Origin of the sequence: Niallia sp. FSL W8-0635 (genome assembly GCF_038007965.1) — a bacterium.
Taxonomy (GTDB): Bacteria; Bacillota; Bacilli; order Bacillales; family Cytobacillaceae; genus Niallia.
The window spans coordinates 47,812-73,484 of sequence record NZ_JBBOYD010000001.1; the positions used below are offsets into that span (position 1 = coordinate 47,812).

General features: G+C 35.0%; 25 protein-coding genes. 24 read left to right on the forward strand and 1 reads right to left on the reverse strand.

Going from position 1 to position 25,673, the window contains the following annotated elements; all coding sequences use genetic code 11:
• Nucleotides 1-93 precede the first annotated feature (93 nt).
• Genes NYE52_RS00250 through rsmI form a run of 3 tightly spaced genes read left to right on the forward strand, consistent with a single transcriptional unit; the run spans nt 94 to nt 1,955 of the window.
• On the forward strand, nt 94-837 hold the full coding sequence (locus NYE52_RS00250) for a tRNA1(Val) (adenine(37)-N6)-methyltransferase (protein ID WP_341191267.1): 744 nt from the start codon (nt 94-96) through the stop codon (nt 835-837).
• The gene (locus tag NYE52_RS00255; RefSeq protein ID WP_341191268.1) at nt 827-1,114 is read left to right on the forward strand and encodes a GIY-YIG nuclease family protein; all 288 of its coding nucleotides are present in this window, start codon (nt 827-829) and stop codon (nt 1,112-1,114) included. Before NYE52_RS00250 ends, NYE52_RS00255 begins: the two co-directional genes overlap by 11 nt.
• The gene (gene rsmI / locus NYE52_RS00260) at nt 1,092-1,955 is read left to right on the forward strand and encodes a 16S rRNA (cytidine(1402)-2'-O)-methyltransferase (protein ID WP_341191269.1); all 864 of its coding nucleotides are present in this window, start codon (nt 1,092-1,094) and stop codon (nt 1,953-1,955) included. The genes NYE52_RS00255 and rsmI overlap by 23 nt, the downstream gene beginning before the upstream one ends.
• A 183-nt stretch (nt 1,956-2,138) precedes the next feature.
• On the opposite strand, the gene NYE52_RS00265 is transcribed toward rsmI, so the two are convergent.
• Nucleotides 2,139-2,423 (reverse strand): AbrB/MazE/SpoVT family DNA-binding domain-containing protein, encoded by a 285-nt coding sequence (locus NYE52_RS00265; RefSeq protein WP_341191270.1) that lies wholly within the window; start codon nt 2,421-2,423, stop codon nt 2,139-2,141.
• 551 nt (nt 2,424-2,974) lie between these two features.
• Between NYE52_RS00265 and metG the strand changes: the two genes are divergently transcribed.
• From metG to NYE52_RS00370, 21 genes are all read left to right on the forward strand, one after another.
• Nucleotides 2,975-4,963 carry a methionine--tRNA ligase gene (gene metG, locus NYE52_RS00270; protein WP_341191271.1) on the forward strand — a complete coding sequence of 663 codons (1,989 nt, stop codon included), beginning with the start codon at nt 2,975-2,977 and terminating at the stop codon, nt 4,961-4,963.
• Between the two features lie 151 nt (nt 4,964-5,114).
• Nucleotides 5,115-5,882, forward strand: coding sequence for a TatD family hydrolase (locus NYE52_RS00275; RefSeq protein WP_341191272.1), 768 nt, complete (start codon nt 5,115-5,117; stop codon nt 5,880-5,882).
• A gap of 238 nt (nt 5,883-6,120) precedes the next feature.
• Complete coding sequence (locus tag NYE52_RS00280; RefSeq protein WP_341191273.1) at nt 6,121-7,302, forward strand: G5 and 3D domain-containing protein; 1,182 nt, start codon at nt 6,121-6,123, stop codon at nt 7,300-7,302.
• Between the two features lie 274 nt (nt 7,303-7,576).
• A complete protein-coding gene (rnmV, locus tag NYE52_RS00285) occupies nt 7,577-8,137 on the forward strand; it encodes a ribonuclease M5 (protein WP_341191274.1) in 561 nt (186 codons plus the stop codon).
• Complete coding sequence (gene rsmA / locus NYE52_RS00290) at nt 8,130-9,008, forward strand: 16S rRNA (adenine(1518)-N(6)/adenine(1519)-N(6))-dimethyltransferase RsmA (protein ID WP_341191275.1); 879 nt, start codon at nt 8,130-8,132, stop codon at nt 9,006-9,008. Before rnmV ends, rsmA begins: the two co-directional genes overlap by 8 nt.
• A gap of 208 nt (nt 9,009-9,216) precedes the next feature.
• On the forward strand, nt 9,217-10,101 hold the full coding sequence (gene yabG / locus NYE52_RS00295) for a sporulation peptidase YabG (RefSeq protein ID WP_341191276.1): 885 nt from the start codon (nt 9,217-9,219) through the stop codon (nt 10,099-10,101).
• Nucleotides 10,102-10,378: 277 nt separating this feature from the next.
• Nucleotides 10,379-10,642, forward strand: coding sequence for a biofilm formation stimulator Veg (veg, locus tag NYE52_RS00300; protein ID WP_016204729.1), 264 nt, complete (start codon nt 10,379-10,381; stop codon nt 10,640-10,642).
• A gap of 203 nt (nt 10,643-10,845) precedes the next feature.
• Nucleotides 10,846-11,028, forward strand: coding sequence for a small, acid-soluble spore protein, alpha/beta type (locus NYE52_RS00305; RefSeq protein ID WP_341191277.1), 183 nt, complete (start codon nt 10,846-10,848; stop codon nt 11,026-11,028).
• Nucleotides 11,029-11,471: 443 nt separating this feature from the next.
• Nucleotides 11,472-12,341 (forward strand): 4-(cytidine 5'-diphospho)-2-C-methyl-D-erythritol kinase, encoded by an 870-nt coding sequence (gene ispE / locus NYE52_RS00310; RefSeq protein WP_341195081.1) that lies wholly within the window; start codon nt 11,472-11,474, stop codon nt 12,339-12,341.
• A gap of 55 nt (nt 12,342-12,396) precedes the next feature.
• Complete coding sequence (purR, locus tag NYE52_RS00315; RefSeq protein WP_341191278.1) at nt 12,397-13,218, forward strand: pur operon repressor; 822 nt, start codon at nt 12,397-12,399, stop codon at nt 13,216-13,218.
• A 20-nt stretch (nt 13,219-13,238) separates the two neighbouring features.
• Nucleotides 13,239-13,613 carry a RidA family protein gene (locus NYE52_RS00320; protein WP_341191279.1) on the forward strand — a complete coding sequence of 125 codons (375 nt, stop codon included), beginning with the start codon at nt 13,239-13,241 and terminating at the stop codon, nt 13,611-13,613.
• Between the two features lie 183 nt (nt 13,614-13,796).
• Nucleotides 13,797-14,087 carry a septation regulator SpoVG gene (spoVG, locus tag NYE52_RS00325; RefSeq protein ID WP_026574035.1) on the forward strand — a complete coding sequence of 97 codons (291 nt, stop codon included), beginning with the start codon at nt 13,797-13,799 and terminating at the stop codon, nt 14,085-14,087.
• Nucleotides 14,088-14,637: 550 nt separating this feature from the next.
• A complete protein-coding gene (gene glmU / locus NYE52_RS00330; RefSeq protein ID WP_341191280.1) occupies nt 14,638-15,996 on the forward strand; it encodes a bifunctional UDP-N-acetylglucosamine diphosphorylase/glucosamine-1-phosphate N-acetyltransferase GlmU in 1,359 nt (452 codons plus the stop codon).
• Nucleotides 15,997-16,082: 86 nt separating this feature from the next.
• Entirely contained in the window at nt 16,083-17,039 is a 957-nt protein-coding gene (locus NYE52_RS00335; RefSeq protein WP_341191281.1) for a ribose-phosphate diphosphokinase, read from the forward strand.
• A 172-nt stretch (nt 17,040-17,211) separates the two neighbouring features.
• Nucleotides 17,212-17,853 (forward strand): 50S ribosomal protein L25/general stress protein Ctc, encoded by a 642-nt coding sequence (locus NYE52_RS00340; protein ID WP_341191282.1) that lies wholly within the window; start codon nt 17,212-17,214, stop codon nt 17,851-17,853.
• A gap of 162 nt (nt 17,854-18,015) precedes the next feature.
• A complete protein-coding gene (gene pth / locus NYE52_RS00345; protein ID WP_341191283.1) occupies nt 18,016-18,579 on the forward strand; it encodes an aminoacyl-tRNA hydrolase in 564 nt (187 codons plus the stop codon).
• Between the two features lie 96 nt (nt 18,580-18,675).
• Nucleotides 18,676-18,906 carry an anti-sigma-F factor Fin family protein gene (locus tag NYE52_RS00350; RefSeq protein WP_341191284.1) on the forward strand — a complete coding sequence of 77 codons (231 nt, stop codon included), beginning with the start codon at nt 18,676-18,678 and terminating at the stop codon, nt 18,904-18,906.
• 425 nt (nt 18,907-19,331) lie between these two features.
• Nucleotides 19,332-22,871, forward strand: a complete 3,540-nt coding sequence (gene mfd, locus NYE52_RS00355) for a transcription-repair coupling factor (protein ID WP_341191285.1) — start codon at nt 19,332-19,334, stop codon at nt 22,869-22,871.
• A gap of 408 nt (nt 22,872-23,279) precedes the next feature.
• Nucleotides 23,280-23,816, forward strand: a complete 537-nt coding sequence (gene spoVT, locus NYE52_RS00360; protein ID WP_341191286.1) for a stage V sporulation protein T — start codon at nt 23,280-23,282, stop codon at nt 23,814-23,816.
• Between the two features lie 206 nt (nt 23,817-24,022).
• Nucleotides 24,023-24,403 carry a GntR family transcriptional regulator gene (locus tag NYE52_RS00365; protein ID WP_341191287.1) on the forward strand — a complete coding sequence of 127 codons (381 nt, stop codon included), beginning with the start codon at nt 24,023-24,025 and terminating at the stop codon, nt 24,401-24,403.
• Nucleotides 24,404-24,405: 2 nt separating this feature from the next.
• A complete protein-coding gene (locus NYE52_RS00370) occupies nt 24,406-25,503 on the forward strand; it encodes a DUF1648 domain-containing protein (RefSeq protein WP_341191288.1) in 1,098 nt (365 codons plus the stop codon).
• The last annotated feature ends 170 nt before the right edge of the window (nt 25,504-25,673 follow it).

The following is a 25,673-nucleotide window of genomic DNA, read 5'->3' on the forward strand; positions in this document are numbered from 1 at the left end:
AATACAAATAATCGTATTGTAAGGGATGACTCTTTCTTCTTGAGACATCTCTTTTTCTATGCAATAAATAGTTAAAATGGAGGGTAAAGAAGAGTGGTTCCATTAATTGGAGATGAAAGATTAGATTATTTACTGGATGAGCGATTAAGAATAATCCAAAGTCCATCCGTGTTTTCTTTTTCATTAGATGCAGTATTATTAGCTGATTTTGTGTCTATCCCGTTAAAAAAGGGAAAGATAGTCGATTTATGTAGTGGTAATGGAGTTATTCCACTCTTTTTATCTCTTCGTACAGAGGGAGAGATAATAGGAGTCGAGATACAGGAACGATTATATGATATGGCAAACCGAAGTATTCAGTATAATCATTTAGAGAATAAAATCAATATGATTCATGGTGATATTAAGGAAGCCCCTAGTTTTCTTGGATTTGAGAAGTATGATGCGGTGACATGTAATCCCCCCTATTTTAAGAAGACTAATTCAGTAGAAGAAATTAATTTAAATGAACATCTTGCTATTGCAAGACATGAGCTTCTGTGTACCTTAGAGGATACAATTAGTGTAGCTAGCCAATTGGTTAAACAAGGGGGGAAAGTAGCTTTTGTCCATAGACCAGGAAGATTATTAGATATCATTACTTTGATGAGGGCAAATCGATTGGAGCCAAAGCGAATACGATTTGTTTATCCAAAGGAAGGGAAAGAAGCAAATATCTTGCTTGTTGAAGCGATAAAAGACGGAAAACCAGACTTAAGAGTTTTACCTCCGTTATTTGTATATAAAGATGGAAACAATTATACTGACGAAATGGGCAAGATTCTATATGGAAAGTAAGATACATTATTTCTATGTATTATTGTGTAGCGATGGAAGTTATTATGCAGGCTATACAAATGATCTGCAAAAACGCTTAAATACGCATAACGCCGGAAAAGGGGCAAAATATACAAGAGGACGTTTGCCGGTTTCTATTATTCACTATGAAGCATTCCAAACAAAACAAGAGGCCATGAAAGCGGAGTATGCTTTTAAACAATTAGAAAGAAAGAAGAAAGAAGAGTTTTTAATGAAGGAAGTTGGTGAAGCAAATGAAGCAGCAAAAAAGCTATAAAGATAAAAGGGGATCCCTGTATTTAGTTCCAACACCTATCGGAAATTTGGAGGATATGAGTTTTCGAGCAATCAGGATTCTGAAAGAGGCTGATATTATTGCAGCAGAAGACACACGTAATACAAAAAAGCTTTGTAACTATTTTGAAATCACAACACCTGTGGTTAGTTATCATGAGCATAATAAAGAGACGAGTGGTCAGAAGCTAATACAAGCGTTAAAAGAGGAAAAAGTCATTGCTTTAGTAAGTGATGCAGGAATGCCAACTATTGCGGATCCAGGATATGAACTTGTCATAGATGTTATTGAGCAAGGGATTCCTGTAATCCCGCTTCCAGGAGCGAATGCTGCCTTAACGGCACTTATTGCCTCCGGTCTACCTACACATCCTTTCTATTTTTATGGATTTCTTAATCGACAAAAGAAGGAGAAGAAAAAAGAATTACTTTTTCTACAGAATATTCCTGGTACGATTCTCTTGTATGAATCTCCACACCGTTTAAAAGAAACGTTAGCTTTAATAATGGAGATTCTCGGCAATAGAAAGATTACATTATGCAGAGAACTAACAAAGCTTTATGAAGAATTTATTCGTGGTACAGTAGAGGAAGCTATTGCTTGGTCTCAATCAGAAGAAATACGTGGAGAGTTCTGTTTGGTTATTGAACAGGGGGAAGGAAAGGAAGAAAAAGCTAGTTGGTGGGATGAATTGACCATTGTACAACAAGTAGATCATTATGTACAAAAAGAGGGCATCACAGTGAAGGAAGCAATTAAAAAGACAGCATTAGATAGAGGTATACAAAAAAGAGAAGTATATCAAGAATATCATATTGAATAAGAAAAAGGCTACACCTAAAAGATAGTGTTTATCTTTTAGGTGTAGCCTTTTATTTATAAAAAAAGAATGAGCAAGTCCTTCTCTTTTTTCAGTCACTTAAAAATCACTCAATACTTATTAATTACAAATTATTGATAAAGACTAGTTAAATGATCAAGGATTACTCATTTTCTTATTATATTCTTATTTTGCAAGTTCAAAGTTACTTTTAATTTCTGCGATTAATTGCTCTGCACCTTCACGGCTAAGGATTAATTTACCATCAGCTAAAGATAGATTATCATCTGAAACTTCACCAGTAACTTGGCAAGTCATATTTGGCTTATATTTTTTTAAAATGATTTTTTCATCGTCTACATAAATTTCTAGCGCATCTTTTTCAGCAATTCCTAATGTACGTCTTAATTCAATTGGAATAACCACACGACCTAATTCATCAACTTTACGAACAATACCTGTAGATTTCATTTATTTTTCTCCTCCCAAAAGTGAATATTTATATTTTTTTCGCTAATTTTCGACAAATTTCTTTGTATGTCATTATAATACCAGCCATTCCCAAAAACGTCAATTATTTATTTTCAAATTATTGTATTTTGAAAATCCTTATTAAATAAGGATTTTCTGTTCAATGCAAAGACATTTAGATATGTTTGGTATAAATTGGAATCGTCTATTTGTTCTATTTTTGTTCTTTTTTCGACAAAAATCAACATTTTTATTTCTTTTCCTACACTATCAAAAATGTCTGTTGCATTAACTAGTAATATTAGGTATATTTTGATGGGATAAAAGGAAAAAATGGCAATGATTATGCGGTTTAAACGAATGTTTTATACTTTTTTGTTTCGATAAAAAAGAAGAATGGTTACAATAGTAATATCGGTTTATTTTATTTAGGCTTTTTTCATTAAGGGTGCTATTTCTTACATGAGTTGAGGGTAGCGAAAGACCTTCAAAAAGGAAAATAGTCTATTATTAAAAAAGTACATATGTATTTATATATAGGAGGGAACTAAGTGAAGGATCAAGAAAAAGCTTTTTATATTACTACGCCAATCTATTATCCAAGTGGTAATTTACATATTGGACATGCTTACACAACAGTTGCTGGGGATGCGATGGCTCGTTATAAAAGAATGAGAGGATATGAAGTTCGTTACTTAACGGGAACGGATGAACATGGACAAAAGATTCAGCGAAAAGCAGAAGAAGCAGGTATTACCCCAATTCAATATGTAGATGAAATTGTAGCAGGTATTAAAGAATTATGGGATAAGCTAGATATTTCTTATGATGATTTTATTCGTACAACAGAAAAGAGACATACAGATATTGTCGAAAAAATGTTTAAGAAATTAGTAGACTCAGGAGATATTTATTTAGATGAGTATCAAGGGTGGTATTCAGTCTCTGATGAAACATACTATACAGAGCTTCAATTAGTGGATCCTATTCATGATGAGAATGGAAAAGTAATTGGAGGAAAAAGTCCTGATAGTGGTCATGCTGTTGAATTAGTAAAAGAAGAATCATATTTCTTCAGAATGGGAAAATATGCTGATCGTTTACTAGCTTTTTATAAGGAAAATCCAGAATTTATTCAACCAGAATCTCGCAAGAATGAGATGATTAATAACTTTATTAAACCAGGTTTGGAAGACTTAGCAGTTTCAAGAACTACATTTGATTGGGGAATTAAAGTTCCTGGAGATCCTAAACATGTTGTTTATGTATGGATTGATGCACTTTCCAATTATATTACAGCTCTCGGATATGGTTCAGATGATGAGACACTATATAAAAAGTTTTGGCCAGCAAATGTTCATTTAGTAGGGAAAGAAATTGTACGATTCCATACGATTTATTGGCCAATTATGCTTATGGCATTAGACCTTCCATTGCCGAAGAAGGTTTTTGCACATGGTTGGATCCTGATGAAGGATGGCAAAATGTCTAAATCGAAAGGGAATGTGGTTAATCCGGTTACATTAATTGATCGTTATGGATTAGATGCTCTTCGTTACTATTTACTAAGAGAAGTTCCGTTTGGATCAGATGGTGTATTTACTCCAGAAGCATTTGTAGAAAGAGTAAATTTTGATTTAGCCAATGATTTAGGGAATTTATTAAATCGTACAGTGGCGATGATCAATAAATACTTTAATGGAGAAATTCCTACTTATAAAAATTCGGAAGGGACTTTTGAAAAGGCTCTTGTTGAGGCACATAGAGAAACAGTCGAGAAATATGCTGAGCATATGGAAAATATGGAGTTCTCTGTCGTGTTAACAACACTATGGCAATTAATTAGCAGAAATAATAAGTACATCGATGAAACACAACCATGGGTATTGGCAAAAGAGGAAAAAACGGAAGAATTAGCAATTGTTATGAATCATTTAGCGGAATCCTTAAGAAGAATCGCTATTTTACTAAAGCCGTTCTTAACAAGAACACCTGACATGATCTTTAAACAATTAAATATACAGGATGCGTCATTACACACTTGGGATAGCCTTGAACGTTTCGGAGTAATTCCTGCGGGTACTGTAGTGGAGAAAGGAAATCCTATTTTCCCTAGATTAGATATTCAAGAAGAAGTGGAATTTATCAAGGGAGAAATGAAGGGACCTCAAAAGGAAGAAGAAAAGAAATCAGAAGTTCCAGAAGTTCCAGAAGTAGATGAAATCACAATAGACGACTTTATGAAAGTTGATTTGCGTGTTGCACAGGTTCTTGAAGCAGAGCCAGTAAAAAAAGCAGACAAGCTATTAAAGCTCCAATTAGATTTAGGTTATGAGAAGCGACAAGTAGTTTCCGGGATTGCTAAATACTATTCCCCAGAAGAATTAGTAGGACGAAAAGTTATTTGTGTAACAAATTTAAAACCGGTTAAATTAAGAGGAGAACTTTCACAAGGAATGATTTTAGCTGGAAGTCATGACGGTGAATTGTCTCTTGCTACAATTGCGGAAGCTTTACCATTAGGTTCAAAAGTAAAATAAAACGAATGAAAAACATGGAGATGTTCCTAAGTGGGATGGAATCGCCTAGTATATATGGCGAGGAAAATCAATCAGGTAAACATCTCTATGTTTTTTCTTCTTATTAAAATATTTGTAAGTATATCTAACAATAGATGGAGGGATGAATATCATGTTATTTGATACACATACACATATCAATGCAGATGAGTTTCAAGAGGATTTAGAAGAAGTAATAAAAAGGGCACTTGATGCTGGAATGGAAAAAATGGTAGTTGTTGGATTTGATAGACCTACCATCACAAGAGCAATGGAGCTTATTGAGCAATATGATTTTGTTTATGCCAGCATAGGGTGGCACCCAGTTGATGCGATTGATATGGTAGAGGAAGACTTACGCTGGATTGAAGAATTATCGAAACATCCTAAAGTGATTGCAATTGGGGAAATGGGATTAGATTATCATTGGGATAAATCGCCGAAAGATATTCAAAAAGAAGTATTTAGAAAACAAATTCGTCTGGCAAAAAAAGTGAAATTACCAATCGTTATTCATAACCGTGAAGCTACTGCTGACATTGTACAAATATTAAAAGAAGAAGATGCAAAAGAAGTTGGTGGTATTATGCACTGTTATGGTGGTAGTGTTGAAACGGCGCTTGAATGCATCGATATGAATTTTTATATCTCCCTTGGTGGAACGGTTACTTTTAAAAACGCTCGAAAACCGAAGGAGGTAGCAGAGGCAATTTCATTAGATCATTTATTAATTGAAACAGATTGTCCTTATTTAGCACCAACACCATTTAGGGGAAAAAGAAATGAACCAAGTTATGTAAAATTAGTAGCGGAAGAGATTGCAGCAATCAAAGGCATTTCTTATGAAGAGGTTGCTTTGAAAACTACAGAAAATGCAAAAAAATTATTCGGCATAAACTGATAAGGATTTTTGTCGAATTAAGCAAGGACTTGTCCAAAATTCACCTTGTTTTTAATCGTTCTACATCGCTTTCTTTTCTCATAGACTAATTATGTCGAGATTTCTTTCTTTCCTTTCGTCTATTTTTTTTGCATAATAAGATATACGTTCAAAGATTCTAAAGGGTTGACAGCAGACATTATACTCTATATAATCACTCCGAAGAGAAAAGGAGGCGTTTTTCATCGTAATCCAACACATGAAAAACCTGTTTTCGAAATCTTTGAGCAGGAAAAAGCTGTCCATTTTTTTAGCTAGTTTCATCGTTTTTGCGAGTAGCTTAGGATTTATCATTTATGAAACTACTAAAAATACAGTGGCGCTAACGCTAAATGGTAAGGAACAAATCATCGAGACGCACTCATCTACTATACAACAAATATTTGATGACTTGGAAATTGCCGTTGGCTCAGAAGATTATGTGTTTCCCTCGTTAAACACAGAGGTTACAGATAACCTAGAAGTTGTCTGGAAGAAAGCTAAGCAGGTTGAATTGCAAAAAGACGACGAGAAGAAAACGGTTTGGACAACAGTGGATACTGTTAAGGAGTTTTTAGAAGAACAAAAAATTTCTTTGAACGAGCATGATCAGATCAACCAGAAGGAAACAAACAAAATAGAACATAACATGGAAGTTGTCGTACATACAGCATTTCCAGTAACACTAGTAGACGCAGGAAAGAAAAAACAAGTATGGTCCACTTCGACTACGGTCGCTGACTTTTTAACACAACATGAGATATCACTTGCAAAATTAGACCGAGTTGAACCAGATCTAAAAGAAAAAGTGAAAGAAGAAACTGTTGTTAATATAAAAAGAATAGAAAAGGTCACCGATGTAGTGGAACAACCGATTAATTATGCCGTCATCACCCAAAAGGACGATGATCTTCCAGCAGGAACTGAAAAAATACTTAAAGAGGGAACAGAAGGTTTAGTCTCTAAAAAGTATGAAGTTACGAAGGAAAATGGCAAGGAGATTTCCCGGAAATTACTCAGTGAGACAACAGTGAAAGAAAAGCAGGACAAAATTGTGTCTGTTGGAATCAAAGACGAAGTAATACAGCTGGCATCCCGAGGAGAAGAAGGCGGGAAAGAAGTGTACGTCAATTCAACAGCATATACTGCTAGCTGTAATGGATGTTCTGGCCGAACGGCTACTGGAATTGATCTGAAAGCTAATCCAAATGCAAAAGTAATTGCTGTCGACCCAAGTTTTATCCCATTAGGAACAAAGGTTTATGTAGAAGGCTATGGTTATGCTGTTGCAGCTGATACAGGCGGAAGTGTGAAAGGGCAGAAAATTGATGTTTTCTTTTCTACCAAAGCAGAAGCCTACCGCTGGGGTAGCAAGCAAGTTAAGATAAAAATAATTAATTAGCAATCAATGAATCTCGACATTCTATCATTTAATTTGGAAGGTTAAAATGATAGCTAATTGGGCAGAGGAAATTTCCTCTGTCTTTTTCTTTGCTTCTTTTCACCATTTCTCACCTGTTAATTAGTTTGCACAAAACAGCCATTTGTTAAAACATAAATATTAGCTATAATGATAGTGATTATAAATTTTTCTCTCTCTGTATATATAGACGATTCATGTTACAATTATGTTTCATTTTTTTTTCAAATTTTATAATTATTTTTTTGGAGGTTCCATGAAGATTAAAGAAATAATAGTAGTGGAAGGTCGAGACGATACAACAGCTATTAAACGAGCGGTTGATGCAGATACAATTGAAACAAACGGTTCAGCAATTAATCAAGAAACATTGGATAAAATAAAGCTAGCACAAAAAACAAGAGGAGTTATTGTATTGACTGACCCAGATTATCCAGGTCAAAAAATTCGTCATACAATTGAAAAGCATATTCCAGAATGTAAACATGCCTTTATCCCAAAAGAACTTGCTATTCATAAGCATGGTAAAGGTGTTGGTGTGGAACATGCATCGATAGAAGCAATTAGAGAGGCGTTAAAAGATGCTCACCTTATGCAGGAAGCCATAACGGAAGAAATTTCAAAAGAAGATTTAATAGATGCTGGATTAATTGGTGGTGCTGAATCTAAGGAGCGTAGAGAGCAGTTAGGCAGATTGCTTAAAATTGGGTATACAAATGGGAAGCAGCTTTATAAGAGGTTATTGATGTTTCATATTACGAAGGAAGAGTTTGCACAAGCCATTAAGGAAATTCGCCAGGAGGATAAGAATGTATAAAGATATAGCAACGCCAGCAAGAACAAGAGCAATCTTAGATAAGTATGGTTTTTCTTTTAAGAAAAGCTTAGGGCAGAATTTTTTAATTGATACAAACATTTTGCGAAATATTGTGGATCATGCACAGCTGACAGAAGAATCTGGTGCAATAGAAGTTGGTCCTGGGATAGGGGCATTAACAGAGCAGCTAGCAAAACGAAGCAAAAAGGTAGTTGCTTATGAAATCGATCAACGTCTATTACCGATTTTAAAGGAAACACTTGAGCCGTATCCACATGCGAAAATTATTCATCAGGATATTTTAAAAGCAAACGTAAAGGAAATGTTAGACACAGAGTTTCAAGATATACAGGATATTATGCTTGTTGCTAATTTACCTTATTATGTGACAACACCAATTATTATGAAGATTTTAGAAGAAAAACTTCCTTTAAGAGGAATTGTCGTTATGCTTCAAAAAGAAGTAGCTGAACGAATTTCTGCTAAACCAGGAACGAAGGAATATGGATCTCTTTCCATTGCTATTCAGTATTATACGAAACCAGAAGTGGTTATGATTGTTCCGAAGACAGTCTTTGTTCCTCAACCCAATGTAGATTCAGCTGTCATTCGTTTAACAATTAGGGAAACACCGTCTGTTTCGGTGAAAAATGAAGAATTTTTCTTTAAAGTGACAAGAGCAAGTTTTGCACAGAGAAGAAAGACCATTTTAAACAATCTATCCAGCCAATTAGAGGGCGGGAAAGAAAAAAAGGCAGAGATTATTGAGGCACTTGAACAAGCGAATATTGAGCCTTCTAGACGTGGAGAATCATTGTCTATCGAAGAGTTTGCGAAGTTAAGTGATGTGTTGTACGAAAAGTTCAGCTAAGAAAGACTATAAATAGGTGTACAGATTTTTTTCTTTTCTCTTAAAGGGTAGCAGGGGAAGAGGGAAGTTCTGTGCATCTTTTTTGTTTGTTTCCATTCTTCTTTTGAATTGCTCACAACTTTATAGACATATGCATAATTTATCAGAGATAGATATTGAATATTAATAACCACTCAGAAACGTGTTTGGGTTAATTGGAGTGACGACAGTGACTATAAACATCATGGATATCGTCGGTAGAGAGTCTTATCATTGTGATCTATTATTTCGAATAATTGATACGAAAGAGGTAAATGGCCAGAAAATCGCCATTCTTTACGGGGAGGATTTTCGTCTAATTGCAGATGCTCCATATGAGGATTTAGTTGTAATTAATCAACCGATGCAACGAAAAATTTCACAAAGGGTTCAATTGATGGAGGAACAATCTCTCCAATTATTTCGACAAGATGTGAATCTCCTAAGAAGAAAACAGGAGTATCAAGTAACGGATGCTTACAGCAAACCCTCCAATTATTTTCAACTACCTGGTAAAGTGCTGCATATTGATGGTGATCCTAATTATTTGAAAAAATGTTTAACCTTATACGAAAAAATTGGCATCCCTGTAAATGGGGTACATTGTAATGAAAAGGAGATGCCTAGTAAAATAAGCAGTCTATTGGATTATTATCGACCGGATATACTTGTCATAACAGGCCATGACGCTTATTCTAAGGCGTTAGGAGATAAAAATGATATTAATGCATATCGCCATTCTAAATACTTCGTACAGACCGTCAGAGAAGCAAGAAAGAAGCTTCCTAATTTGGATCAGTTAGTTATCTTTGCAGGTGCTTGTCAATCTCATTTTGAATCTCTTATTTACGCTGGGGCTAATTTCGCAAGTTCACCTTCGAGAGTAAATATTCATGCACTTGATCCTGTTTATATTGTTGCAAAGATTAGTTTTACACCATTTATGGAAAGAGTAAATGTTTGGGATGTTTTAAGGAATACGTTAACAGGAGAAAAAGGACTTGGAGGAATTGAAACCAAAGGGGTTCTTCGAACTGGTATGCCTTATCATACGAATCAATCAGAAGAAGTATAGGTAATAGAGGAAAAGTCACACAGGATTTATACATCCTGTGTGCTTCTTTATAGGGTTTACTTTTTACTTTTAAATAGATGGCTTTTCATAGTTGTGAAAAAAATTGAATTTTTCTACATATTTATCCTATTCTCGTGCATACTATACTTTGTTGAAAAATTGGAGAAAAATAAGAATAAAAAATATTGACAACTTCTAAAAAAGACTGTTATAATTTATGTTTTTATTTGACTCTGTTGTGTCAGTGTGATATACTTTACACAGTGAGGTGGACCGAATGGCAAAAACATTATCAGATATAAAAAAAGCTCTTGATTCAAATTTAGGAAAAAGGCTTATGCTGAAGGCAAATGGCGGTCGTCGTAAGACAATTGAGCGTTCTGGCGTACTAGCAGAGACTTATCCATCTGTGTTTGTAGTGGAGTTAGATCAGGATGAAAATGCATTTGAACGTGTATCATACAGCTATGCAGATGTTTTAACAGAAACGGTTCAAATTACCTTCTTTGAGGATACATCAGGACAAATTGCTTTAAGCTAACTATATATTGCTTGAAAGCATTAAGCGGCAGTGAACAATTTGTTTACTGCTTTTTTCATGCCGAAAAAAACAGGGCATTTTTTTAATAAAGTCAGCTGAGAATGTATAAATGAGTATAGCTTTTGGCAACAAATAGATAACATGAAAAACTAATGATAGTTACATACTAAGCTTACCGTGGGTGATGAAAGGAGAGATTCACTTTGGGTAGACGAAGAGGAATTATGTCTGAAGGTTTGAAAGAAGAATTGGCAAAAGAACTAGGTTTCTATGATGTAGTCCAAAAAGAGGGCTGGGGCGGTATTCGTGCAAAAGATGCAGGGAATATGGTCAAAAGAGCAATAGAAATTGCAGAACAAAGTCTTCTTACTCAAAATAAAGAGTAACTTCAACATTCACTTCACGTCCATCTTGTTTGTATTATAATCATAATGGATTTACTCACGGTAACAAAAGGATCTATCATTAGCCGATATCTATATTTCGATATAGATAGGAGAGGTAATGGTAGGTCCTTTTTTAAGTCAACAACTCACAACTGAAGTCACGAGGGTTCTCGGCTAAAGTCTAAGATAAATAAGATACAATCCAGCTGAAACTCGTGAAATTATCAGGAAAACATAACTCTATTATATGTAATAGAATAATTTGTGGTAAAATCACTATATCCATATAGAAGATTAGATGAGCATAATGCTTATATAGGTACGGAATAAGGAAAAGATAAAGTTCGTCTAGCCTACTATTATTACCTCCCTTAAGGAAAATCTTTTTTCTTTAGTTGGAGGAAAAAAAGTAAATGATGAAATTTGTTAAGTGGGTGGAAATATTGAAGCTTTTGGTTAAAGCGCCAGCTAAAATCAATTTGTCATTGGATGTGCTTCATAAGAGACCGGATGGGTATCATGAAGTAGAAATGATTATGACAACAATTGATTTAGCAGATAGAATCGAGCTAACACTGCTAGATAGCGATGTAATAAAAATAGTTTCTCTTAATAGATTTGTTCCTGATGACCAACGAAATCTTGCTTATCAAGCAGCAAATATATTAAAAGAAAAGTTCCATGTGAAAAAAGGTGTAGAAATAAAAATAGAAAAAAATATCCCAGTTGCTGCAGGTCTAGCGGGAGGAAGCAGTGATGCAGCGGCTGTATTACGTGGTCTAAATAAGTTATGGGATTTAGGATTAACGTTGGATGAATTGGCCGTAATTGGAGCTGAAATAGGGTCTGATGTGTCTTTCTGCGTATACGGAGGAACAGCACTTGCAACTGGAAGAGGGGAAATTATTAAAGAATTGCCTGCACCTCCAGTTTGTTGGGTTATTTTAGCGAAACCATTTATTGGTGTATCAACAGCAGATATTTATAAAAGACTAGATGTAGAGACAATTGACCATCCAAATACGGAAAAAATGATCGAGTCTATTGCGTTAAAGGATTATGATCGAATGTGTGAGAGTGTAGGGAATGTACTAGAAAATGTCACTTTGTCCTTATATCCTGAGGTTGCCCAAATAAAAGAGCAAATTTATAAGTTTGGAGCAGATGCGGTTCTTATGAGTGGGAGTGGTCCTACTGTTTTTGGATTAATTCAACATGATTCGAGAATGAATCGTGTTTACAATGGGTTAAGAGGATTTTGTGACCAAGTATTTGCTGTCCGAATGATAGGACAACGACATACCCTTGATTAAATCCGTATAATAATGTAAAATTATCCTTAAATATTCGGATTTTGGGGGTTCTGTTATGAAATTTCGTCGTAGTGAACGTTTAATAGACATGACGAATTACTTACTGGAGCATCCTAGGCAGTTAGTATCTCTTTCTTATTTTGCAGAAAAGTACAGTTCAGCCAAGTCTTCCATAAGCGAAGATTTGGCTATTATTAAGGATACATTTGAGCAAAGAGGAATAGGGACATTACACACATTGCCAGGAGCAGCCGGTGGAGTAAAGTATCAAGTAAGAGTTAGTGATGAGGAAGCAAAGCCATTTGTAGATGAGCTTTGTGATTTAATTAAAAGCCCGGAAAGACTGTTGCCAGGTGGATACTTATATATGAACGATATACTAGGTAATACGACTATCGTTCAAAAAGTAGGTAGGCTTTTTGCATCAGCTTTTGCTGATACTGATATTGATGTAGTTATGACAGTTGCTACAAAGGGAATCCCTTTGGCATATGCAGTTGGAAATTATCTAAATGTTCCTGTTGTTATGGTTAGAAGAGATAGTAAAGTGACAGAAGGTTCTACTGTAAGTATCAATTATGTTTCTGGATCTACTAAAAGAATTCAAACGATGCTACTGTCGAAAAGAAGCTTGGAAGACGGTTCAAAAGTTTTGATTGTGGATGACTTTATGAAAGCTGGGGGTACTATCAATGGTATGATTAGCTTATTAGAGGAATTCAATGCAAGTGTAGCTGGAATAGCAGTATTAGTTGAGGCAGAAGAAGCAGAAGAAAGATTAGTGGATGATTATTTATCGCTAGTCAAATTATCAGGCGTTGATGTGAAAGAAAAGAAAATTTCTGTGAAAAATGGTAATTATTTTGACAAAAAGTGAATCTTAGGGGGAAGAAACGAATGAAAGTTGTTCAAACAAGTAATGCACCGGCAGCAATCGGGCCATATTCTCAAGGGATTATTGTTAATAATTTATTTTTCAGTTCTGGTCAAATTCCTTTAACTGCTGAAGGTACCCTAATAGAGGGAGACGTTCAGACACAGACGCACCAAGTATTTAAAAATTTAGCAGCTGTTTTAAGTGAAGCAGGTGCATCGTTTGAAACGGTTGTAAAAGCGACTGTATTTATTAAAAATATGGAAGACTTTCAAGCAATCAATGAAGTGTATGGGGAATATTTCTCTACTCATAAGCCTGCTCGTTCTTGTGTGGAAGTAGCAAGACTGCCGAAAGATGTTTTAGTTGAAATCGAAGTAATTGCTCTTTGTAAATAAGTTTCTTGATGAAAGGGAAAAGTCGAAGAATAAGTGAAAAAGTGAGGATTTTATCGCTTTTCGGCAATTTTTCTTGATTTTATCCGAAATATTCTAAAAAATTTCGCCTTTTAAGAAGGAGTTATGAAAATTCTGTTGAATTTAATAACTAGATTTTATCTTCTAGTAAAGGTGGTGAACAGGATGGAAGTAACTGACGTAAGGCTACGCCGTGTTAATACGGATGGACGAATGAGAGCTATTGCCTCTATTACACTAGATAATGAATTTGTTGTTCACGATATAAGGGTAATCGATGGGAATAACGGATTATTTGTAGCGATGCCAAGTAAAAGAACACCGGATGGTGAATTTAGAGATATCGCTCATCCAATTAACTCCGGTACAAGAGGAAAAATCCAGGAAGCAGTTTTGGCAGAATACCACCGCCTGGGTGAATTAGAAATTGAATTCGAAGAAGCTGGAGCTTCCTAAAATAATCTGCAGCTAGAGCCTAACTTCCTAAGAGTAAGGCTCTTTTTTTTACTCTTAAAAAATCTTGTAAAAGGTGTAAGATATATCCCGAGGAAAATATTCCTGATGAAAAGCCAAATATAAACAGGCTGTAGGTTTCAACTATGATTTTGTGAAAAATAACTTTTTTTGCATTTCTCTCCTATTTACCCCTTTATTTCCCAATGAAAACCTCTTTTTCTTTTAGTATCATAAAAATAGTTAAGAAAAATTTTATATCAGAAGAAGAATATAATAGCTATTAGCTTTAAAATGAAGAAAAGAAACAGAATTTCAGGTATGAAACCATTGCCTATAGGAGTTTTAGTTCAATAATAGGACATGAAAAAAAGTATGGAAATGCGAATATGCCAAGTTTTAAGTGATTCGTTGTAGTAGGAGAAAGGCAAATGTTACAATAAAAGAAAACCTTTTAAAAAGAAGCATACATAAAATGTGAATCCTTCCTTGAAATAAAGAGATATTTAAGATATATTTTTTAATGGATAAAAAGGTTATTGGAGGCCTGTGAATGACAACTCGTTACGCAGTGATTTTAGCCGCAGGACAGGGAACTAGAATGAAGTCAAAGCTTTATAAAGTACTTCATCCTGTCTGTGGAAAACCGATGGTACAGCACGTTGTAGATCAAGTAGAAAAACTACAAGTGGATTCAATCGTAACAGTAATTGGCCACGGTTCAGAAAAAGTAAAAGCGCAGCTTGGCAATAGTGTTAATTATGTATATCAACAAGAACAGCTTGGAACCGCACATGCAGTAATACAAGCAAAAGATATTCTTGGAGACAAAGAAGGGGTGACCCTTGTTATTTGTGGGGATACACCGCTTATGACGAGCGAGACAATAGAAGCACTCTTTTTACAACATGAGAAAATGGGAGCGAAGGCAACCATTTTAACGGCAAGAGCAAGTAAGCCAGATGGCTACGGCAGAATTGTCCGTAATGAAATGGGAGTAGTCGAAAAAATAGTCGAACACAAGGATGCAACGGAAGCAGAAAGAAAAATAACTGAAATTAATACAGGTACCTATTTATTTGATAATGCTCTGTTATTTCAGGCATTAAATAATGTTTCGAACGAAAATGTGCAAGGGGAATATTATTTGCCAGATGTTATTGAAATTTTAAAGCAGCAGGGTGAAATAGTTAGTGCATTCCAAACAATTGATTTCGATGAAACAATTGGTGTGAATGACCGTATTGCCTTATCAGAAGCAGAAGCCATTATGAGAAAACGTATCAACGAACAGCATATGCGTAATGGAGTAACAATCATGGATCCATTAAATACTTATATTGAAGCAGACGTAATGATTAAAGAAGATACTGTCATATACCCGGGAACGATGTTAAAAGGTGCTACTGTAATAGGATCAGATTGCGTTATTGGACCAAATACAGAAATAAATAATTGTGTTGTAGGAAATAATACGGCTATCAAACAGTCTGTCGCACATGATAGCAGCATTGGATCTGATGTAAATATTGGACCTTTTGCTCATATACGACCAGCATCTACTATTGATGATGAAGTAAAGATTGGAAATTTTGTTGAAATTAAGAAAGCAACATTTGGAAAAGGAAGCAAAGCGTCCCACTTAAGCTATATTGGAGATGCGAATGTTGGCAGTGATGTGAATATCGGGTGTGGTACGATCACGGTTAATTATGACGGCAAAAATAAGTTTTTGACTACAATAGAAGATGGTGCATTTATTGGCTGCAATTCCAATTTAATTGCCCCTGTCACAATTAGTAAAGGAGCTTATATTGCAGCAGGATCCACCATTACAGACGACGTTCCTTCTGAGGCACTTTCCATTGCACGTGCCCGTCAAGTAAATAAAGAGAATTATAAACGTAAATAATTAGGTTAGAAAAAAGAAGAATACTTAAATTTACCAATGTTTCATTCTTCGAACTATTAGTGGAAAAAGACCAGTGGAGGTTCAGCATGTCAGTTAAGAATTTAGATCCAAATTTGAAGGTATTCAGTTTAAACTCTAATCCAGAATTAGCGGGGGAAATTGCCGAGTCAATTGGAGTAGAATTAGGAAAATGTTCTGTTACACGTTTTAGCGATGGAGAAATTCAAATTAATATTGAAGAGAGTATTCGTGGTTGTGATGTGTATGTTATACAGTCAACTAGTGCCCCTGTTAATGAGCATATTATGGAATTGTTAATTATGATTGATGCATTAAAGCGTGCGTCAGCTAAAACGATTAATCTAGTAATTCCTTATTATGGTTATGCTAGACAGGATAGAAAAGCGCGCGCACGTGAACCGATTACAGCAAAATTAGTGGCAAATTTACTAGAAACTGCTGGAGCTACTCGTGTTATTACATTAGACTTGCATGCACCACAAATTCAAGGCTTCTTCGATATTCCGATTGATCACTTAATGGGTGTACCAATCCTTGGTAACTATTTCAGTCAGCGTGAATTCGATGGAGAGCTTGTTATAGTTTCTCCAGATCATGGCGGTGTTACGAGAGCGAGAAAGCTTGCTGAACGTTTAAAAGCACCAATTGCTATTATTGATAAAAGAAGACCGAAGCCAAATGTAGCTGAAGTAATGAATATTGTCGGTAACATTGAAGGGAAAATTGCTATTCTTATCGATGATATCATTGATACAGCTGGTACCATAACACTTGGGGCAAATGCTCTTGCTGAAAATGGTGCTAAAGAGGTTTACGCATGCTGTACACACCCTGTATTATCAGGACCTGCAATGGAAAGAATCAACAATTCTAAAATAAAAGAATTAGTTGTAACAAACTCTATTGAACTTGGAGATAAGAAGCTTTCTGCGAATGTCATCCAGTTATCAGTTGCTGATTTATTAGGGGAAGCTATTTTACGTGTTCACCAAGATCAATCGGTAAGTTTCTTATTTGATTGATAGACCGAAAGCTTAACTGTTAAAAAATAGTCGCTTGTCATTAGACAGGCGACTATTAGTATTGTGGTTTGTTAGTTAATAGAGAAGCAAATTCTTTATGTTTAAATTTCTTCCATTTAGGGCATTTTTTATATAAGAGTGCTCATTTGAAAAAATAATGGAAGGTGACATAATGACGACAACTTTACAGGCAAAAAAACGTACGACGGACAAACATTCAAGCTTAACAAAATTAAGAAATGAGGGAGAAATCCCAGGTATTGTTTATGGATCAAAGGTAGAAAATACGGCAATTTCCTTAAGTGAATCTAATTTCTTGAAAACGATTCGTGAGGTTGGAAGAAACGGCGTTATTTCGCTCGATATTGACGGGGAAACTTATAATGTCGTTTTAAATGAATATGATTCCGATCCAATTAAGCGTGCCATAGTACATGTGGACTTTTTGGCAGTTGATTTATCAAAATCTATCAGCGCGCCAGTTAAGGTATCATTAGTGGGTGAAGCGGCAGGTGTGAAAGATGGCGGTGTTATGCAGCAAGCATTACACGAAATAACTGTAACCGCAAAGCCAAATGATATACCACCTAGTATTGATATTGACGTAACAGATTTGCAAGTAGGAGATACGATTACTGTCGGAGATGTTAAGGGTTATGGTAAAATAGAAATTAATCATGAAACAGAGGAAGTAATCGCATCGATTCTTGCACCAAGACAGGAAGAAGAAATTAGTACAGGAGAACAACAAGAAGCAGGAATGCCTGATAATGTGGAAGGTAGAGAAACGCAGCCAGACACAGCAGAAGAGTAATCCGATTCATACAAATGAATTCTCCCTGTACCTTTTTAGAAAGTATGTTTTCTAAAAAATGCACTAGCAAGAAAGAAGGTTTGTCCGATAAACATTCTATTGGTCAAACCTTTTTCTTGTATGATAATACAGTAGCTATAATCAAAAAGCAGGGGGATTGTAATGAAATTGATAGTGGGCCTGGGAAATCCAGGGAAGCAATATGATAAGACAAGACATAATATAGGGTTTGAAGTAATCGATTTTTTATCCGATCATTACAATATTCCGTTAGATAAAGCAAAATTTAAAGGGAATTTTGGCATTGGGAATATTGGTGGAGAAAAAATAATTTTACTAAAGCCACTTACATATATGAATCTTTCAGGAGAGTCCATTCGTCCTATTATGGATTACTATAATTTAGAGCCAGATGATTTAGTAGTCATTTATGATGATTTAGACTTGCCGGTTGGTAAAATACGACTTCGCCAGAAGGGTAGCTCTGGTGGACATAATGGAATTAAGTCCACTATTCTTCATGTTGGAACGGAAAAGTTTAATCGTATAAGAGTTGGGATTGATCGTCCTAAGAATGGGATGAAGGTTGTTGATTATGTCCTTGGAAAATTTACAAAAGAAGAAATGGACATATTAGAGGATACTATCAAGAAATGTTCAGATGCATGTGCACAATGGGCAGAGGAACCTTTTTTACAGGTAATGAATAAATATAATATCCAGTAAGATGTATGGAGCCCATTCCTATTAATTTGGTTATATTTGCGCCCGATTAGGTTAATACTAGCATTATATTGAGTGTGCTAGTAAGGAGGCCTAAAAATGGCTATACATTATCATTGTAGACATTGTGGTGTGCATATAGGGTCAATCGATACAGGATCAGTTGAAACAAGTAGATTAGGCTTTGATCACTTAACAGATGAAGATCGTTCTGAAATGATCCAATATCATCAAACCGGAGATGTTGAAGTGAAAACGATTTGTGAAGATTGCCAAGAATCACTGTCCAAAAATCCTGGTTACTATGAAAATGATTATTTGATTCATTAGAAGTCTGGATAAGTAAGATGCGGTTTTAATTAGGAAAAAAGCTTTGGAATAATCCAAAGCATTTTTCCGTTGTCTGTATATATGTTTTCTTTTATATGGCAGGAATATAGGCAAGATATCTCGTATATAACAACATTAAGGATTATTTTTTACATTTACTAAAGCTGTTTTTATGAGTTAAGAGTATAAATTAAGGGGTATTTTGCGAAAGAAACAATAAATAAGGTCTTTTTATTAAAGCTAAATAGATTGCCATTATAAATATTTTAGTAACATAGAAACAAATATTGAGAATGACTTATCTAAAGAGATAAAAAAGGGATAGTAAGCTAGTGCTATGCCGCTTCACTACTAATGCATGAACAAACTAGCGCTGCACCGCTTATTTATGGTGCCTTTTGCTTTTGAATGGGAGGGAAAATTTTTTGTTAGGGCTAAAAGAGTTATTTAAACAGCAAGAAGATATACAAAATGTCATTTCTGGATTAGATGCTGGACTAAATGAGCAATTAGTTTCAGGTCTTTCCAATTCAGCACGTACTTTATACATGACTTCGATTTATGAAAAGACGAAGAAACCGTTATTAATAGTGACACATAACTTACTGCAAGCACAAAAGCTATATGATGATATTACCAATATTGTGGATGAAAAGGACGTTTTCCTTTATCCAGCAAATGAGTTAATTGCTGCTGAAATTAGTATTGCAAGTCCAGAACTTAAAGCCCAGCGGATTGAGGTTTTAAATTATTGGGCAAATAAAAAATCAGGTATTATGATTGTGCCAGTAGCAGGTTTAAGAAAGTTACTACCTCCGAAAAAGTTATGGAAGGAAGCACAATTAAAACTTGAAATAGGGCAGGAGCTCAATTTAGAAGCATTTTTATTAAAGCTAGTTCATATGGGGTATATTCGATCAGAGATGGTTTCTTCGCCAGGAGAATTTAGTGTCCGTGGAGGAATTTTAGATATTTATCCATTGACGGAAGAAGATCCGCTCCGCATTGAATTATTTGATACGGAAATTGACTCCATTCGTGCTTTCTCTCTGGAGGATCAACGCTCGAAGGAAAAGAAGGAAACCGTTAGCATTGGACCGGCTACAGAAATTCTTTATGATGAGAAAGCTGTTGATGAACTACTTAGCAAGCTAGAAAAGGGCTTAGCGCAGAGTTTAAAAAAAATAAAAGATGAAGCAACTAAAACTTTACTTACACAAAATGTAGGCAGAGAAATAGAACAGCTAAGAAATGGACAAAAGCCAGAACAATTATATAAATACTTATCGATTCTTTATGGGGAACATGTCAGTTTAATAGATTATTTACCGACTAATGGCTTTGTACTTATCGATGAAATTAGTAGAGTGCAAGAAATGAACGACACATTGGAGAAGGAAGAAGCGGATTGGTATACGAGCTTATTAGGAGAGGGAGAAATCATTCATGGATTAACCCTATCCCAAAGTATAAGCAATCTTTTACATCAAGCGAAACAGCCAATTGTCTATTTATCTTTATTTTTGCGCCATGTACCAAATACTAATCCCCAAAATATAATCAATGTTTCTTGTAAGCAAATGCAAAATTTCCATGGTCAGATGAATGTTTTAAAAACCGAAATGGAAAGATGGAAAAAAAATCATTACACGGTTTTATTGCTTGGTAATAATGAGGAACGTTTAGAAAAGCTAGAGCAAGTACTGCAAGATTATGATATGGAAGTAATGATTCAAAAGAATGCCAAGAAAATTACCGAAGGGAAAATTCAACTGGTAGAAGGGCATCTTCAATCAGGATTTGAACTTCCTATTTTAAAACTAGCTGTTATAACGGAAGAAGAATTGTTTAAGACAAAGACGAAAAAAATCTCAAAAAGAAGACAAAAGCTATCCAATGCTGAGCGAATAAAAAGCTATTCCGAATTAAATGTTGGGGATTATGTTGTTCATGTTAATCATGGAATTGGTAAATATCTTGGCATTGAAACACTACAAATAAATGGAGTGCATAAGGATTATTTACATTTGCGCTATCAAGGAAATGATAAGTTATACGTTCCTGTTGAACAAATAGATTTAGTTCAAAAATACGTAGGGTCAGAGAGCAAAGAGCCCAAAATATATAAATTAGGCGGAAATGATTGGAAGAGAGTGAAGAAAAAGGTAGAGTCTTCCGTTCAAGATATAGCGGATGATCTTATCAAACTATATGCAGAAAGAGAAGCTTCTGTTGGTTACGGATTCTCTCCAGATGGAGAAATGCAGCGGGAATTTGAAGCAGCTTTTGCCTACCAGGAAACAGAGGATCAATTGCGCTCTATCCATGAGATTAAAAAGGATATGGAAAGAGAAAGACCGATGGATCGTCTTCTTTGCGGAGATGTTGGTTATGGGAAAACAGAGGTTGCTATTCGTGCTGCATTTAAGGCGATAGCTGATGGAAAACAAGTTGCTTTCTTGGTGCCAACGACTATCTTAGCTCAACAGCACTATGAGACGTTGAGAGAGCGTTTTCAAGATTATCCAATTGAAATTGGCTTACTAAGCAGATTCCGGACAAGAAAACAGCAAAATGATACGATTAAGGGACTTAAAGCAGGTACAATTGATATTGTAGTAGGAACACATCGAATTCTTTCAAAGGATATTACCTATCGAGATTTAGGTTTATTGATTATTGATGAAGAACAGCGGTTTGGGGTAACACATAAGGAGAAAATTAAACAGTTAAAAACAAATGTTGATGTATTGACATTAACAGCAACACCAATTCCAAGAACACTCCATATGTCTATGCTAGGGGTACGTGATTTATCTGTTATCGAAACACCTCCTGAAAATAGATTTCCTATTCAAACCTATGTAATGGAGTATAACGGTGGACTTGTAAGAGAAGCAATTGAAAGAGAGCTTGCGAGAAATGGGCAAATTTATTTTCTATATAATCGTGTTGAAGACATTGAAAGAAAAGCAGAAGAGATTTCCATGTTAGTTCCTGATGCGAGAGTTACGTATGCACACGGTAAAATGACGGAAAATGAATTAGAATCCGTGATGATTGGATTTTTAGAAGGGGAATACGATGTTTTAGTAAGTACAACGATTATTGAAACAGGGGTAGATATTCCGAATGTAAATACATTGATTGTCCAAGATGCAGATCGTATGGGACTATCGCAGCTCTATCAATTACGAGGAAGAGTCGGGCGTTCTAATCGAGTGGCTTATGCTTATTTTACGTATAAGAAGGATAAAGTCTTAACAGAAGTGGCAGAAAAAAGGCTACAGGCAATTAAAGAGTTTACAGAATTAGGGTCTGGTTTTAAAATCGCCATGCGTGATTTAACGATTCGTGGCGCCGGAAACCTTCTTGGTGCCCAGCAACATGGATTTATTGATTCTGTTGGATTTGATTTATACTCTCAAATGCTAAAAGAAGCGATTGAAGAGAGAAGAGGAACGATAGATGAAGAACAAAAACGAACAATCGAAATAGATTTAGATATCGATGCTTATATTCCTGAGTTTTATATAAACGATGGGCAACAAAAGATTGAAATGTATAAAAGATTTAGAGGTATTGCTACTTTAGATGATATGGAAGAACTGAGAGAAGAATTAACAGACCGTTTTGGAGACTATCCAGAGGAAGTTTCTGACCTTTTCAAAATTACAGAAATGAAGATTTATGGAAAGCAAGCAGGTGTAGAACTAATTAAACAAACAAAAGATGAAGTTCTCATTCTATTATCGGAACAAGGAAGCGATCGTATGGATGGCCAAAAAATATTTGAGAAAAGTTCCAAATACGGTAAAATGATTGGTCTTGGCATGGAAGGAAGAAAACTAAAAATGATCTTCCATGTAAAAGGTATTGATAAGGAAAAATGGCTTAAAGCATGTCATGAAATGGTAGAAGCGTTGAGTACTTTTAAGAAAGAACCAGAGGAAGTTACTAAATAATTGAAAAGAGGCTTTCCAATTGGAGAGCCTCTTTTTAGTACCCAAACTTATAAAGAAAATGGCATAAAAGGAATGTTTAATAAGATGGGACAAGGGTATAAACAAATATAGATAAAGGATGAATAAAGCACTTATTAATGACATCTAAGTTAAGTACCTGAATAGATAAATTGTTATACCCTGATTCTGGAGGTAAGATTTCCACTGATTAAGGATATGGTAAATATTTTTCTATGGTGAAATATTCTCCAAGGAAAATAAAGCTACCTAGAGAAAATTTTGCATGATTAATGTATAGAACTTACCATATGAAAGATACTATGTTTAAATATGGTGAACATTTCATGTATAGTGAGAATGCACTCACCAATTTAAAAAAATCATCTGATGAAAGTGAGGCAACACGGAATGAAAGCAACTGGAATTGTGCGTCGAATCGATGATTTGGGTCGTGTCGTTATCCCAAAAGAAATCAGAAGAACATTACGAATTCGTGAAGGTGATCCATTAGAGATTTTTGTTGATCGAGATGGAGAAGTAATTTTAAAGAAATATTCACCAATTAGTGAGTTAAGTGATTTTGCTAAAGAGTATGCCGAAGCACTCTATGATAGTTTAGGAAATGCAGTATTAATTTGTGATAGAGATTCGTACATTGCTGTCGCTGGTGGATCGAAGAAGGATTATTTAAATAAAAATATTAGTAATATAGTGGAAAAGGCAATGGAAGACAGAGGATCTATCATAATGAATCAACAAGACGAAGTATCCTTAGTAGATGGTACGACCGAAGCTATTTCTGCTTATACAATTGGTCCTATCATTGCTAATGGAGATCCAATTGGTGCTGTTGTTATATTTTCAAAAGAAGACTCCCTCGGTGATGTTGAGAAAAAGGCTGTAGAGACTGCAGCAGGATTTTTAGCTCGCCAAATGGAATCATAATCATGCTTGTATAACGATTTTTTACTAATCCATATATGTTTTAAACCGTCGACAAACTCAGAAAAAGGAGTTGTCGACTTTTTTTATATAATCCCCTGCATAAAGCTATTAATTTCCATTTAGATTTAACGGAAAATGAACATTGTTCTATTCAAACTAGAACAATATTGTTATAATAAGTATATAACAGTTTGAGGTGGATGATTATGTATATACAAATTAATCCTGATTTAGAAATGTCGATTTACGAACAGCTTTCGATGCAAATAATGATAGGGGTAATAAGAAAAGATTTACAGGATGGAGATATGCTACCTTCAGTTCGTTCATTGGCAGCTGATTTGGGCGTAAATATGCATACTGTAAATAAGAGCTATCACGAATTAGAAAAAAAGGGACTAATTCAAATTATTCCTAAATCTGGTGCAGTCATTCGAACTACTAATCGAAAACTATCTGAAGAAGAGAAAAACAGAACATTAGATAGCCTAAAGCCGATTATCGTTGAAGCATTAGTGCTAGGGATGAATGAGGAAGAAATATTAAGCCTAGCCCAATCCATTATCCAAAATTTGAAGGAGGAATAGAAATGGAAGCACTGATATTTATTATAATGATGTTGTTAACGGTTTTGCTTGAGGCAGCTATCCCTTTTCTAATAAGAAAAACAGTGGTATTTGGAGTTGCTATACCAAGTACACAAATAAACCATCCTCAAATTTCTGCATATAAAAAAAGATATTCTCTTTTGATACTGGTGCCTTCGCTTCTTTTTATTATCACTTATTGCATTTGGCAAGCAGTGATTAACCCCCAAGCCAATCAAGTTGCGATTATTGGAACGTTTTTACTTTTTGGAATTTTATTTTGGAGCATTAGTCTTTATTTCTATTTTCATGGGAAAATGCTTGGATTGAAAGGGAATAATAAATGGGAAGAACAATTAATAGGAGTCAGTGTGACAGAGCTTGGGATTAGACAAAAGGATGAAATGCTTCCATGGTATGTGTTTCTTATTCCAATGATTATTACAGTGGGATTCCTTCTTTTTACTGCAACTCAGTATGATGTATTGCCAACAGAGATACCTGTGCACTGGGGAGCTGATGGAAAAGCCGATCGATTTACAACGAAGACACCTATTTCTTCTGTATCATTGCTTCTTGTTTTGCTAACGATGCAGTTCATGTTTTTAGGTATTAATATAGCGACAAAGAAATCAGGTATCAAAATGATTGCTAGTAATAAACAAGCATCAAAGCGAAGACAGCTAAAGTATCGCAAATATTCAAGCTGGCTTAATCTTCTTATATCCATTACAATAACTGTTCTTTTCATTCTTTTACAATTAACAACGTTATACAATAATATTTTCAGTGATTACTTGCTAGTTATTATTCCCTTCCTCATTACAGCAGTCATATTAATTTGTACTATTGTATTTACATTTAAGGTAGAACGATTAAATCGGGAATTAGATGGTAAAGAGCAAGAAGCGCAGGAAATCTCTACCTTTGATGCTGATAGCAATTGGAAGGGTGGCTTGTTTTATTTTAATAAAAATGATCCTTCTATTTTTGTTGAAAAGCGATTTGGAATTGGGTGGACGTTAAACTTTGCTAACCCAATTGGATATTTATTGATATTTATTCCTTTGCTTCTTATTATCCTTTTAAGCTTTATATAGAAGAGTTTCTCTAGGAGTACTGCTTTTCATTATTTATAAATGGATAATGGAAAGCGGTAGCTGATAGGGAATAGAAATTGTTAATAGTTGGAAATGAAGGATATACGTGTAAATGGGCATCTTCCTACTAACTATGCTATAATACAAGCGAAGTAATTACGGAAGGAGCT